The 13,654-nt window shown below is 66.9% G+C and carries 9 protein-coding genes; 8 read left to right on the plus strand and 1 reads right to left on the minus strand.

Going from position 1 to position 13,654, the window contains the following annotated elements; genetic code table 11:
- The first annotated feature begins 148 nt into the window (after positions 1-148).
- The 8 genes from ACW175_RS06135 (at position 149) to istB (ending at position 11,109) form a co-directional block, all read left to right on the plus strand.
- Positions 149-1,309 carry an alginate lyase family protein gene (locus ACW175_RS06135; protein WP_492103727.1) on the plus strand — a complete coding sequence of 387 codons (1,161 nt, stop codon included), beginning with the start codon at positions 149-151 and terminating at the stop codon, positions 1,307-1,309.
- Positions 1,302-2,450: an aldose epimerase family protein gene (locus tag ACW175_RS06140; protein ID WP_492103728.1), complete on the plus strand. Its 1,149-nt coding sequence runs from the start codon at positions 1,302-1,304 to the stop codon at positions 2,448-2,450. The genes ACW175_RS06135 and ACW175_RS06140 overlap by 8 nt, the downstream gene beginning before the upstream one ends.
- Before the next feature lie 162 nt (positions 2,451-2,612).
- Positions 2,613-2,837, plus strand: a complete 225-nt coding sequence (locus ACW175_RS06145; RefSeq protein ID WP_492103729.1) for a hypothetical protein — start codon at positions 2,613-2,615, stop codon at positions 2,835-2,837.
- Positions 2,838-2,892: 55 nt separating this feature from the next.
- Complete coding sequence (locus ACW175_RS06150) at positions 2,893-4,206, plus strand: acetyl-CoA C-acetyltransferase (RefSeq protein WP_492103730.1); 1,314 nt, start codon at positions 2,893-2,895, stop codon at positions 4,204-4,206.
- A gap of 120 nt (positions 4,207-4,326) precedes the next feature.
- On the plus strand, positions 4,327-6,420 hold the full coding sequence (locus ACW175_RS06155; RefSeq protein ID WP_492103731.1) for a 3-hydroxyacyl-CoA dehydrogenase NAD-binding domain-containing protein: 2,094 nt from the start codon (positions 4,327-4,329) through the stop codon (positions 6,418-6,420).
- The gene (locus ACW175_RS06160; RefSeq protein ID WP_492103732.1) at positions 6,417-8,243 is read left to right on the plus strand and encodes an acetyl-CoA hydrolase/transferase C-terminal domain-containing protein; all 1,827 of its coding nucleotides are present in this window, start codon (positions 6,417-6,419) and stop codon (positions 8,241-8,243) included. Before ACW175_RS06155 ends, ACW175_RS06160 begins: the two co-directional genes overlap by 4 nt.
- A 636-nt stretch (positions 8,244-8,879) precedes the next feature.
- Positions 8,880-10,394 (plus strand): IS21 family transposase, encoded by a 1,515-nt coding sequence (istA, locus tag ACW175_RS06165; RefSeq protein WP_492100655.1) that lies wholly within the window; start codon positions 8,880-8,882, stop codon positions 10,392-10,394.
- On the plus strand, positions 10,381-11,109 hold the full coding sequence (gene istB / locus ACW175_RS06170; RefSeq protein WP_492100654.1) for an IS21-like element helper ATPase IstB: 729 nt from the start codon (positions 10,381-10,383) through the stop codon (positions 11,107-11,109). Before istA ends, istB begins: the two co-directional genes overlap by 14 nt.
- A gap of 401 nt (positions 11,110-11,510) precedes the next feature.
- Here istB and ACW175_RS06175 read toward each other — a convergent pair whose 3' ends face one another.
- The gene (locus tag ACW175_RS06175) at positions 11,511-13,619 is read right to left on the minus strand and encodes a KAP family P-loop NTPase fold protein (RefSeq protein ID WP_492103733.1); all 2,109 of its coding nucleotides are present in this window, start codon (positions 13,617-13,619) and stop codon (positions 11,511-11,513) included.
- Between the last annotated feature and the right edge of the window lie 35 nt (positions 13,620-13,654).

Below are 13,654 nucleotides of genomic sequence, written 5' to 3' on the forward strand. Positions count from 1 at the left end.
GCCGCGCGCGTCGCGGTCCGTCGGTCGCCAGGATTCCCCTTCGCCCTCCCAAGCGCGAATCTCCTGACCAACAGACGATCCCCGGCCGAGACGCCGTGGGACGCGGGACCCTTTATCCGTCGCGCACGCCCTCGTTCGGAGCCTATCCATGAACCGACGCGACTTCCTCCTCGGGACGGCTCTGGCGCTGACGACGTCTGGAACCGCGACGGCGGCCTCGCTCGACATCGCGGTCATCGACCGCGCCCGGATCCTCAAGGCCGCCGACCGCTATCTCCGCGAAGCGCCAGTGACGATCACCGCCTTCGCCGCGCCACGCAGCCCAGGCGGTCGGCAGGACTACTATTCCGAGGCTGACTACTGGTGGCCCAATCCGGCCAATCCCAAGGGGCCGTACATCCGCAAGGACGGCTACTCCAATCCCGACAAGTTCACCGCCCACCGCGACGCGGTGATTCGGCTGGGCGTCCAGCTGCCGGCCCTGGCGGCGGCCTACAAGGTGACGGGGGACACCCGCTACGCCGAGCATGCGGAGAAGCATCTGCGGGCCTGGTTCGTGGCGTCCGAAACCCGGATGAACCCGAACCTGGAGCACGCCCAGGCGATCATCGGCGTTAACACGGGGCGGGGCATCGGCGTCATCGACACCCTGCACTTGGTCGAGGTTGCCCGCGCGGTCTCGGTGCTCAAGCCGGCGCGGACAAAGGTGGGCGTCTATGCTCCGACCGTCGCCTGGTTCGACGCCTACCTCACTTGGATGGCTAGTTCGGCCAACGGCGTCGATGAGCGCGACCAGAAGAACAATCACGCCACTTGCTGGGCGCTGCAGGCGGCCGTGTTCGCGCAACTGACGGGCCGCGAGGCAGAACTGGACGTCGCGCGCCGCCGGATCAAGGCCCTGGTCACCGGCCAGATCGCCGCCGACGGCGCACAGCCGCTGGAGCTGGCGCGGACCAAGCCTTACGGCTACTGCCTGTTCAACCTGGATGTCCTGGCCGCCTGCGCCCACGTGATGTCCACGCCCGGCGATGATTTCTGGACCTTCAAGGGGGAGGCCGGCGGCTCGATCGCCGATGCGCTGGCCTACATGGCCCCTTTCATCGCCGACAAGACGACTTGGCCAAAGCCACCGGATGTCGAGGCCTGGGACGGGTGGCCCGTCCGCCAGCCCAGCCTGCTGTTCGGCGGCCTCGCCTTGAAGCGTCAGGACTATGTCGAGCTCTGGAAACGGCTTGATCCCGATCCGACGCAGGCCGAGATCATCCGCAATTATCCACTTCGTCAGCCGGTGCTTTGGGTCGATGCCTGATCTCGCCAAGCGTATAGGCCGCACGGGCGCGGCGACGGCGCTGATCGCGATGCTCGTGATCGCCGGCGCGACCCGCGCCGCCGAGGCCCGTCGCATGCCGTTCGGCAAGACGCGGGACGGGGTCGCCATCTTCAAGACGGTGCTGCGTAACGACCTGGGCATGAGCGTCGCGGCGATCGACTTTGGCGCCACCTTGACCGCGATCGAAACGCCCGACCGCCAGGGCAAGTTCGCCAATGTCGTGCTGAGCCGTCCTGACATCGGCGCGTATGAGACCAATCAGCGCCGCTACGGCGCGGTGATCGGTCGCTATGCCGGTCGCATCACCAACGCGCGCTTCACGCTGGACGGCGAGACCCATGCCCTGGAGGCGGGGCGCAACAACATGACCCTGCACGGCGGCTCGCATGGCTACGACAAACGGGCCTGGTCCAGCGCGCCGATCTCTGATCGACAGTCCGTCGGTGTCCGCTACGTCCTGCTGAGCCCGGCCGGCGACCAAGGCTTTCCCGGCGCGCTGCGGCTGACGGTGACCTACCGCCTGATGCGCAAGTCCAATGAATTGCGCATCGACTATGTGGCCCGGACCAGCGCGCCGACGGTGGTGAACCTCACCAACCACGCCTTTTTCAACCTGGCCGGAGCCGGGGCGGGGACCGTGGCGGACCATCGTGTCCAGATCGACGCCGACCGCTACGCCGAGGTCGACGCCCGCAAGGCGCCTACCGGCAAGCTGCCCTCGGTGGCGGGCACGGTGCTGGACTTCCGAACGCCCAAGCGGCTGGGCGACGTCCTAAGACTGGACGATCCGTTGCTGGCCTCGTCGAACGGCTTCGACCACAGCCTCGTCGTACGCGACGCCGTGACCGCCGCGCCGACCCCCGTCGGCTGGATCGAGGATCCCGCCAGCGGTCGGCGCATGACGGTGCTGAGCACGGAGCCATCGGTGCAGCTCAACAGCGGCAACGGTTTCGACGCCAGCGAGACGGGGTCGGAAGGCGTGGCCTATCTCCGCTATGCGGGCCTGGCTTTCGAGACCCAGCACCTGCCCGACAGTCCCAACCAGGCGGCCTTCCCGTCGACGGTGCTGCGGCCGGGGACCCCGTTCCGATCGACGACCACTCTGCGCTTCTCGCGCTAGGGTTGGGGCGGCGCCTCTGCATTAAAGATTGGACAGGATCGCGCAATATCCGGGGAGTCCCCTGGCATCGGACGATAATGCTTGTCAGAAATGTGTCTGACTCGGCTGGGCGAGCAGTAACATTACAAACAGTTCATGATAGCGGCGAGCAAGACTCGGTGGGTGCAAGTGCTCATCGGCGAGAATCACTGGAAGGATGCTGTTATCTCACAACTTGAGACCGGCGACGTCTTCCGTTTGGCCGAACCTAATGGAACGCTCGCTCATGGCGGTAAGATCTACGTGGTGAGGCAAGCGCCCCAAGTCATCGCCCAGGAATGGCCGGCCAAAGACGACGCGGTCGTGGTCGCGTTCGGCGCGGAAGTCGAACCGCGAAAGGCGGAGTAGTCGCGGAGCGACCTTGGTTGTCCGGCGTTTTAAGGCCGTACAGTTAGGGACCTTGATGAACGCCCAAAGCCCAAGCCCCGTCGTTTCCGGCCGACCTGTCTATATCATTGATGGAGCGCGGACGCCGTTCCTGAAGGCCCGGGGCGCGCCGGGGCCGTTCACGCCCGTCGACCTCGCCGTCCAGTGCGGACGGCCTCTGCTTCTGCGCCAGCCCTTCGCGCCGGACGCCTTCGACCAAGTGATCCTGGGCTGCGTCAACGTCATCGCCGCCGAGCAGAACCCCGCGCGCGTGGCCGCCCTGCGCCTGGGATGCGGACCCGAAATGACCGCTTTCACCGTGGCCATCAACTGCGGGTCGGGCATGCAGTCGATCGACACCGCCTATCGCTACATCCGCGAGGGCTCGTCCGACCTGATCCTGGCCGGCGGCGCCGAGGCGCTCAGCCACGCGCCGCTCGTCCTGAAACAATCCGCCGTCGAGTGGCTGTCGAGCCTGCAAGGCGCCAAGGCCCCGATCGACAAGGTCAAGGCCGTAGCCGGCTTCCGACCCGACATGTTGCAGCCCGTTGTCGGGCTGGAGCGCGGCCTTACCGACCCGATCACCGACCTCGGCATGGGCCAGACCGCAGAGGTCTTGGCGCACTATTTCGACATCAGCCGCGAGGCCGCCGACGCCTATGCCGTCGAGAGCCACCATCGCTTGGCCAAGGCCCAGGGCGCCGGCTGGCTGTCGGGCGAGGTCGAGCCCGCCTTCGCCCGCGACGGCGCCGTTTATGACCACGACGACGGCGTGAGGCCCGACAGCAGCGTCGAGAAGCTCGCGACCCTGAAGCCCGCCTTCGAGCGGCCGTTCGGCAAGGTGACGCCCGGCAACAGTTCGCAGATCACCGACGGCGCGTCCTGGGTGATCCTGGCGTCCGAGGAGGCGGTGCGGAAGCACGGCCTGAAGCCGCGCGCCGCGATCCTCGACAGCGAATGGGCGGCGCTGGATCCGTCGATCATGGGACTGGGGCCGGTGCTGGCTTCGACGCCGCTCCTTCAGCGCGCGGGGCTCCAGTTGCAGGACATCGAGCTCTGGGAGCTGAACGAGGCCTTCGCCGCCCAGGTGCTGGCCTGTCTGGCCGCCTGGGAGGACGAGGGCTTCTGCCGGGAGGTGCTGGGCCTGTCCGGCGCGGCGGGGGCGATCGACCGCGACCGCCTGAACGTCGACGGCGGTGCGGTCAGCCTGGGCCACCCCGTCGGGGCCAGCGGCAACCGCATCGTGCTGCACCTGATCAACACCCTGGAGCGCCTGGACCTGAAGCGCGGCATCGCCACCGAGTGCATCGGCGGCGGTCAGGGCGGCGCCATGCTGATCGAGCGGGTCTGAGCGTGGCAGCCGAAAGTGTGAGCGGTTTCGGCGTCTGCCACGCTCAAATGTTTGAACCAGAGCCTACTTCTCCGCTTCTGATGATCTCATCAGAAACGGGCAGGCTCTGAGGAGATGGCCATGCAAGACCGCGCCCTGACCCTCTTGAAGCCCCGCGACCTCGACCTGGGGCCGCCGGCGATGAACGACTATGGCCTGACGCACTGGCGGCTGGCCCGCGACTCGGACGGTGTCGCCTGGGCCGTGCTCGACAAGGCCGAGACCAGCGCCAACACCCTGGACGATGCGGTGCTGGGCGAGCTGGACCGGATCCTGGACCTGATGCAGGCCGACCGCCCCGTCGCCCTGGTGATCCGTTCGGCCAAGCCGTCGGGCTTCATCGCGGGCGCCGACGTCGGCCAGTTCCGCGGCGCCAATGACGTGGGCGAGGTCGAGCAGCGCATGGCTCGCGCCCACGCCATCGTGGATCGCCTTGATGGCCAGCCCTATCAGACCATCGCGGTGGTCCACGGCTACGCCTTGGGCGGGGGGCTGGAGGTGGCGTTGGCCTGCAAGGTCCGCATCGCCGTCGACGGCGCCAAGTTCGGCTTCCCCGAGATCCAGCTGGGCCTGCATCCAGGCCTGGGCGGCACGGCGCGGTTCACCCGGCTGATCGATCCGCTCCAGGCCATGAGTTTCATGCTGACCGGCAAGACGCTCGCGGCCAAGAAGGCCAAGGCCCTGGGCCTGGTCGACGCCGTCGTTCCCGAGCGCCATGTCCGCGCGGCGGTCAACGCGGCCATTCGCGGCGATCTGCGCGGCGACGGCCAGAGCCTGATCGACCGGCTCAAGGACAGCGCCCCGGCCCGTCGCCTGGCCGCCGGTCGCATGCGCGAGGAAGCCCGGAAGCAGGCGCGACCCGAGCACTATCCGGCCCCCGGCGCCCTGATCGACCTCTGGGAGCGCCACGGCGGCGACTTCGAGGCCATGAAGGCCGCCGAGATCGGCTCGTTCGCCCGGCTGATGGTGTCGGAGACGGCCCAGAACCTGATCCGCGTCTTCTTCCTTCGCGAAAAGCTGAAAGGCTTGGCGGGGGAGGGCGGACAGATCTCCCGCGTCCACGTGATTGGGGCGGGGGCCATGGGCGGCGACATCGCCGCCTGGTGCGCCTGGAGCGGCCTCACCGTCACCCTCACCGACGTGAAGCCCGAGCCGATCGGCGGGGCGATCAAGCGCGCGGCCGAGCTGTACGGCAAGATCGGGCATGATGATCCCCTCAAGGTCCGCGACGCGCTGGACCGCCTGATCCCCGATCTGAAGGGCGAGGGCGCGCGCTCGGCCGACCTGGTCATCGAGGCCGCGCCGGAGAAGGTCGACCTCAAGAAGAGCCTGTACGCCAAGATCGAGCCGCTGATGAAGCCCGGCGCGATCCTGGCCACCAACACCTCGTCGATTCCGCTGGAGACCCTGCGCGAGGGCCTGCGACACCCCGAGCGACTGGTCGGCCTGCACTTCTTCAACCCGGTCTCGCGGATGCAGCTGATCGAGGTGGTGCGCCATGACGGTCTCGACGCCGAGGTCGAGAAGGCCGCGCGGGCCTTCGCCGGATCGATCGATCGCCTGCCGGCCCCCGCCAGGAGCGCGCCGGGCTTCATCGTCAACCGCGCCCTGACGCCGTACCTGGTCGAGGCCATGGCCATGCTGGATGAAGGCGTGGCTAAGGAGACAATCGACAAGGCCGCGGAAAGCTTCGGCATGCCGATGGGACCGATCGAGCTGGCCGACCAGGTCGGTCTCGATATCTGCCTGGCGGTGGCCGACATGCTGAAGCGCGAGCTCAGGTGGGGCATGCCCGACGCTCCGCGATGGTTGCGCGATAAGGTCGAGAACAAGCAGCTGGGCAAGAAGACGGGCGAGGGGCTCTATGTCTGGACGGGCGGCCATCCGGTCAAGACGCCCAACGCCGCCGAGCCTGATCCGGACATGGCCGACCGCTTGATCCTGCCCCTGGTCAACACCTGCGCGGCCTTGCTGGGCGAAGGCGTCTCGGAGGATCCGGACGTCATCGACGCGGCGATGATCTTCGGGGCCGGCTTCGCGCCGTTCCGAGGCGGGCCGTTGCGCTACGCGCGACAGCGCGGCGTCGCCGAGGTGAAGGCCAGGCTGGAGGATCTCGCCCGTAAGTACGGCGAACGCTTCCGGCCGGCGGAAGGCTGGTCCAAGCTGAAGGCATGACGGACCGCTTCACCGACCCGGAAGTCCTGGCCGACGCCATCATCGCCAAGGTGGGGCCCCGCATCGTGCTGGGCCTGCCGCTGGGCCTGGGCAAGGCCAACCACGTGGCCAACGCCCTGTTCGCGCGGGCCATGGCCGATCGGTCGCTGCACCTGCGCATCTTCACCGCCCTGACCCTGGAGCCCCCGCGTCCCAAGTCGGACATCGAGGCCGCTTTCCTCGGGCCGGTGATCGCGCGGACCCTGGGCGGCTATCCGGCCCTGGCCTATGCCGAGGTGCAGCGCCGCGACGCTCTGCCGGATAACATCCAGGTGGACGAGTTCTTCTTCCAGGCCGGCACGCGCCTCTCCGTCGAGAGCGCCCAGCGCAGCTATATCTCGGCCAACTACACCCACGCGGCGCGCTACCTGCTGGATCGCGGCGTCAATGTCGTGGCCCAGCTGGTGGCCAGGGACGGCGACCGCCTCAGCCTGTCGTGTAACACCGACATCACCCTGGACCTGCTGGCCGCGCGCCAGTCGGGCAAGGCCGACTTCCTGCTGGTCGGCCAGGTCAATGACGCGCTGCCGTTCATGCCGGGCGACGGCGACCTTCCGGCCTCGGCGTTCAGCCACCTTCTGGACGGGGCGGCCGTGCAGTTCCCGCTGTTCGCCCCGCCCAAGGAGCCGATCACCGACGCCCACTACGCGATCGGCTTCCACGCCGCCGGCCTGATCCCCGACGGCGGCACGATCCAGATGGGCATCGGCTCGATCAGCGACGCGGTGGTGCAAGGGCTGATCGTCCGCCATCGCGACCCCGGCGGCTTTCGCGACACCCTCAAGCGCCTTTCGCCCGCCGCCGCGCCACCGCAACATAGCCAGCCCTTCGAGACGGGCCTCTATGCGGCGACCGAGATGTTCGTCGACTGCCTGCTCGACCTCTGGAAGGCCGGCGTGCTGAAGCGCGAGGTCGACGGGGCGGTGCTACACGGCGGCTTCTTCCTGGGTCCGCGCGCCTTCTACGAGGCCCTGCGCGAGATGCCGGCGGCGGACCGCGCTAAGTTCCAGATGCAGGCGATCTCCGGGATCAACGAACTCTATGGCGACGAGGCCGCCAAGCGCCTCGCCCGCGTCGACGCTCGCTTCATCAACACCGCGATGATGGTCACCCTGCTGGGCGCCGTGGTCTCCGACGGCTTGGAGGACGGTCGCGTCGTCAGCGGGGTCGGCGGGCAGTACAACTTCGTGGCTCAAGCCTTCGCGCTGGAGGACGCGCGCTCGATCATCACCCTGGACGCCGCACGCGGGGCGGGGAAGGCGGCTCGCTCGAACGTCCTGTGGTCCTACGGCCACGGCACTATCCCGCGCCACCTGCGCGATATCGTCATCACCGAATACGGCGTCGCCGACCTGCGCGGCCGCACCGACCGCGACGTGATCGTCGCCCTACTGAACGTGGCTGACAGCCGCTTCCAGCCGGCGCTGCTGGAGCAGGCCAAGGCCGCCGGCAAGCTGGAGCGCGGTTACGTCCTGCCAGCCGAGGTCCGCGACAACACGCCCGAGCGCATCGCCGAGGCGCTGGCGCCGGCCCGTGCGAGCGGCCTGGCGCCGCTGCTGCCGTTCGGCTCGGACTTCGATCCGCTGGAGGAGAGCCTGCTTCCCGCGCTGGGCCGGCTAAAGGCGGCGCAGGCCGAACCGAAGGCCCTGCTCGGCCTGGTTCTCGAAGGCCTGGGGGCCAAGGGCGACGATGGAGCGGCCTTGAAGCGCCTTGGCCTGGACCGGCCCCGAGGTCTCCGCCAGCGCCTGACCGCCCTGGCGCTGCGCGGCGCGCTGCGTCGCTAGGGCGTGTCGAGCAACGAGCTTCGTTCAGCCGTCATGCGCTTCGCGCGTCGACTTCGAACGGTTTGGATTTTCAGGGAATGGTGGGGATCCAAGCTATGCTTGGATCCCCATGGTGCCACGACAGGGACTCGAACCCTGGACCTCAGCCTTACCAAGGGGGAGGTCATGTCATTTTTTCCGCATAAACCATTGGTTTTACAAGGTAATTTCGAATTCTCGGATGCGCTCATCCCATTTTGTGCGGATTTTGTGCGCAAGTAATTTTCATCTTCCCTAATCACGCGGGCCTCGCGGCGCGGTGCTGCTAGTACCTATCCATGAAATACATTTCAGCACATGTCCATCAAAAATATACACTAGAGGTAATATAGTTGTCCATTGCCGCGCTACGCGGCAATGTATTTTGATTGACGTCAATACAGGCACACTTTGGTCCATGTAAGGGCGCTTGCATCGTTATGTAGCCTGAACATAGGGGCGGATGCAAGAAAACGGGTACTTTCGGAACGCTGAGGTGTGTTTCGGCTTGCAAAAGTGACCCCCTTCTCGGGGATATCGGCGTCCAAAAATGACCCCCTGTCCTTGAGGCTTTGATGGCCAGATCGGCGGCTTGTGTAGTCGCGGATCGAGACGGGGATGTTGGTATTGGAGACGGTGGCGAAGATCCGGCGCGAGCACTTCGCGCGGGGCAAGGGCGTGAAGACGATCGCGCGGGAGATGGGCCTGGCGCGCAACACGGTGCGCAAGGTTCTGAGGTCGGGAGAGACCTCGCTGGAGTACGAGCGGCGCGAGCAGCCGCATCCCAAGTTGGGGACCTTCATCGACCGCTTGGAGGGCATGCTGGAGGCCAATGCGTCCGGGGCCCGCAAGGACCGACTGACCCTGACGCGGATCGCCGACCTGCTGAGCCGCGAGGGTTATGACGGCGGCTACGACGCCGTGCGGCGCTACGCGGGGCGCTGGGCCGATCAGCGCCGGGGCGTCAGCTCGCCGGTCGAGGCTTTCGTGCCCCTGAGCTTCGCGCCGGGCGACGCCTATCAGTTCGACTGGAGCCACGATCAGGTGGAGATCGGTGGCACGCCGCTGACGGTGAAGGTGGCCCACCTGCGGCTCAGCCACAGCCGCCGCTTCTACATCCGGGCCTATCCACGCGAGACCCAGGAGATGGTGTTCGACGCCCATGCCCGGGCCTTTGCGCTGTTCGGCGGCGTCACCCGGCGAGGCATCTACGACAACATGAAGACCGCCGTGGAGGCGGTGTTCGCCGGCAAGACCCGGCGCTTCAACCGGCGCTTCGAGCAGATGTGCTCCCACTACCTGATCGAGCCGGTGGCCTGCACCCCGGCCTCGGGCTGGGAGAAGGGCCAGGTGGAGAACCAGGTCGGCTACGCCCGCGACAACATCTTCAAGCCGCGCCCTCGGTTCAGGACCCTGGAGGAGCTGAACGGCTGGCTGGAAGCCGAGTGCGAGCGCCGGGCCCGCAACGATCGTCACCCCGAGTATCGCGACCGCACGGTCCAGGAGGTGTTCGAGGCCGAGCGGCCGTTCCTGGCGCCGTTCGTAGGTCCCTTCGACGGCTTCCACCAGGTCGAGGCCGTCGCCCAGGCCACCTGCCTGATCAACTTCGACCGCAACCGCTACTCGGTGGAGGCCAGGGCGGCGCGGCGCGCGGTGCAGATCCGCGCCTATGCCGACCGGGTCATGGTCCTGTGCGACGGCGAGGTGGTGGCCGATCATCCCCGCGGCTTTGGCCGCGACCACACCGTCTACGATCCCTGGCACTACCTGCCGGTCCTGGCCCGCAAGCCCGGGGCGCTGCGCAACGGCGCGCCGTTCCAGGACTGGTCTCTTCCGCCCGCCCTGACCCGGCTGCGCAAGCGGCTGGGCTCGGGTGACGAGGCCGATCGGCGCTTCGTTCGGGTGCTGGCCAGCATCCTCGATGACGGCCTGGATGCCGTGGACGACGCGGTCCGCGAAGCTCTCGACGCCGGCGCCGCCAGCGACGAGGTGATCCTCAACATCCTGGCCCGCCGGCGCGAGCCGCCCAGGCCCGAGGCGATCACCACCTCCCAGGCCCTGGCCTTGCGCCACCCGCCGATCGCCGACTGCGCCCGCTACGACCTGCTGCGAGGTCCCCGTGCAGCGGCATGAGATGATCGAGGCCCTGGGCCAACTGGGCCTGAAGGGCATGGCCGCCGCGTTCGACGACGCGGTGACCACGGGCCTGCAGCGCAATCGCACCGCCTTGGAGATGCTGGCCGACCTGCTCAAGGCCGAGACCGCGCACCGCCAGGCCGCCTCCATCCGCTACCGGATCACAGCCGCCAAGCTGCCGGCGATGAAGGATCTGGCGCGCTTCACCTTCGACGGCTCGCCGATCAACGAGGGCCTGGTCCGCGCCCTGCATGCCGGCTCGTTCCTGGCCGATCACCGCAACATCGTCCTGGTCGGCGGCACGGGCACCGGCAAGACCCACCTGGCCATCGCCATCACCGCCAACGTTGTGCGGGCCGGCGCGCGCGGTCGCTACTTCAACACCGTCGATCTGGTGAACCGCCTCGAGGACGAGGCCCGGCGCGGCAAGACCGGCGCCCTGGCCGCCCAGCTCTCACGTCTGGACGTCGTGGTGCTAGACGAGCTGGGCTATCTGCCGTTCGCCCAGTCCGGCGGCCAGCGCCTGTTCCACCTGGTCAGCAAGCTCTACGAGCGCACCTCGGTGATCATCACCACCAACCTAACCTTCGGGGAGTGGCCCACCGTCTTCGGCGACGCCAAGATGACCACGGCGCTGCTCGACCGCCTGACCCATCACTGCGATATCGTCGAGACCGGCAACGACAGCTGGCGGCTCAGGAACCGCGCCTGACCGGCGCGCCCAGCGTCATCCACAACTTGTTCAACCTCCCCCAGACCCCCTCCGGGCGGCTGAACGATCAGTGGCTCACTAGGCGGCGACGCGCTGCGCTAGCTGACCGCTACGCGCCTCGCCGCCGGTCCGGGAACAGAGGCTAAAGGGGTCAATATTGGACGCCGATCGGGGGTCAGTTTTGAACGCCGTTTGACACGCTGAGGTTTGCCGTGAAAGCCGACAAAGGCTCCGGCCTTATGGCGTGCGAAGCAGCTCAAGCGAACCGCGTTCGACCGGGCCGTCTTTTTCGGGATGGCGTCGCTGCAAAGGCCACCTTCCGGCCGTCAGACACTGCTGGACCGGGACAAGCTAACAGGCTTGAAGACAGCGGCTCAACGTAGCGAGAAGGTTGACGTTGCCTACCAGTTGGGAAAGCGCGGCACAGGTCTTCCTGCTTCTTTGAAGGCAGCACCGACGAGTTCCGTGAGCGCATCCTCTTCAAGGTTCGACAACTCGCAGAGGGACTTCCAAACGCCCGCGTAGCCCTGGTAGCTCTCGACCAGCGCAACCGTGCGGCGGTGGTCGGAGAATACGTGCCTGATCACCTCGTCGAAGCCGGCGATGTTGTAACGCCGCGCCATGAACATGAGGGTCGGGGCCTTCGAGGCCGCGAACAATGTATCGTCAGCGATCCCTGCCAGCACGCGGCCCACAAATTCGCCTGTGATGCGTTTCAACACATCATCGCTCGCAACCACTAGGCGTTCCTCTCGTGGGCCGTCCAACAGGTAGTGCTCGGTTCCCACGGTGAGCAGCAACTGCATTGCACCGCGAATGTCCATGTCCAGGCTGTCGGCCGTAAGGACGGCGACCTGATCGTCGGTCATCGCCTTCAGCGTCTTCATCGAGCGCGCCACGAACCCCCTTACGGCAGACAGATCGGACCCGATCTCACCCCCTGCCGGGGTAGGGGCGCGGTAAGTAGTCGGGCTGACCAATCCGTTCATCAGGTCGAAGAGGACCGCGTCTGAGATGCCGCTGTCGTCCCGCTCAGCATCCAGCAGCGCGATCAGGTGGTGCAGCGGACTGACGTCTCCCGCCGGCCGCCTGGAGATTTGTGAGACCAGACCCCGGCGGTGATCTGAAGTCGTGTCGGGCGAGATCAGCGAGTTAACCTCGTCGCGGCTGGGCGAGCCCGGCAGAGGGCGGTGCAGGAAGTATGTGAAGAAGTGCCCCCTGTCCGAGATCGAGCGGGGGATGTGGGGGCGACGCTCGACGAACTCATCGAAGCCAGCGGCGCGGCCAAGGTACTCAGCGGCTTTCGGGAACAAGAGGCTCAGAGCGCCGCGCACGGCCTTGTCGCGTGGGCCGTCCCCGAGTTGGAAGGTCGCCGCCACGTGGCCCGCGATCTGCTTCCTGGTTGCCTCTCTAGCGGCATCCGTGTCACCCAAAATTCGGCCTAGGAAGTCGCTGCTCTCAGTGTTCAACCAGATATCGCTGGTCTGGAGGATGCCGGTGTACGCGGCGGAGCGCACCTGCCGGATCGCCTCCAGCAAGATGAAGTCAGGAAGGTACAGCTCGTTCGTCTTGCTCGCGGCCCAGAAGTTCACCGAGTTGGCCAAGCGGATGGCGTCGCGTGGAGCGTCCAGTAGACTTATCAGTGCGCTCTTATGAACGGGGGACGCCTGGAGGGCGTTGCGGAACTCAGGGTTCAGCAAACCCGAAACGAAGCTTTCCACCTGGGACGCGGTGACGGGTGGCACCGGCACCGAAACGTTGACGATCTTCTCGAAGTAGTCGGCGCCCAAGGGCGGCTTGAAGCTCTTGAGGATGTTGCCCAGCGCGGCCGGGTCGTAGGCCAGCACATAGACGAACCCCGGCAGGTCAGCGATGGACTTGATGGCGCTCATGACGCGGATCGCCTGCTCGGGGGCCAGCCGGTCCAGGTCGTCGATCAGGACAATGAAGCTAAAGCCCTTGGTCTTGAAGGCCTCGCCCACCTCGTCGCGCAGCTTCCGCGCGGGCTTCGACGCGTTGAGCAGCTTGCCGAGGTCGCCTCCGGCTTCGCGGGCCGCCTTCACCAACTCCCCCACCCCTTCGGTCTTCTTGGAGAGGCTGAGCAGGACATCGAGGCCTTCGGGAAGCTTGCCGGCCGCGCCCGCGAGTTTGCCGATGGCTGACGCGGCCTTCCCGGCCTCGCCCTTCGGCATGGCGTCCAAGACTGCGCTCAACAGCGCCGAGACGATGTTGGCATCTTCCTCCAGCCACCAGGGGTCGAAATCGAGCAGGAATTGGGTCTTGGGGTTAAGCACCGCCTTTAGCGAGAGGCGCAGGTAATTCAGGATTGTCGATTTGCCGCTGCCCCAGCGCCCTTCAAGGCCGAGGGTGAACCCGCCGGCGGCACGCTCGCCTTCGAGCAGGGACACGATATTTTGCCGTAGTTGGTCGGCGAGCGCCTGGAAGCCAAATTCATCGCGCTCAGGCAACGCCTGAGCGGCGTCGTAGTGAAGTTTGGCATCCTGCGTCACGCGCGTTTTCTCCGATCAGCGAAACGCAGGATCAC

It is taken from the genome of Caulobacter sp. FV1ye6ST (assembly GCF_058681225.1).

Excerpts from the sequence above, each read along its gene's own strand:
- ACW175_RS06135 (WP_492103727.1), top strand. The coding sequence starts at position 149 with ATGAACCGACGCGACTTCCTCCTCGGGACGGCTCTGGCGCTGACGACG.
- ACW175_RS06140 (WP_492103728.1), top strand. The coding sequence starts at position 1,302 with ATGCCTGATCTCGCCAAGCGTATAGGCCGCACGGGCGCGGCGACGGCG.
- ACW175_RS06150 (WP_492103730.1), top strand. The coding sequence starts at position 2,893 with ATGAACGCCCAAAGCCCAAGCCCCGTCGTTTCCGGCCGACCTGTCTAT.
- ACW175_RS06155 (WP_492103731.1), top strand. The coding sequence starts at position 4,327 with ATGCAAGACCGCGCCCTGACCCTCTTGAAGCCCCGCGACCTCGACCTG.
- ACW175_RS06160 (WP_492103732.1), top strand. The coding sequence starts at position 6,417 with ATGACGGACCGCTTCACCGACCCGGAAGTCCTGGCCGACGCCATCATC.
- istA (WP_492100655.1), top strand. The coding sequence starts at position 8,880 with ATGTTGGTATTGGAGACGGTGGCGAAGATCCGGCGCGAGCACTTCGCG.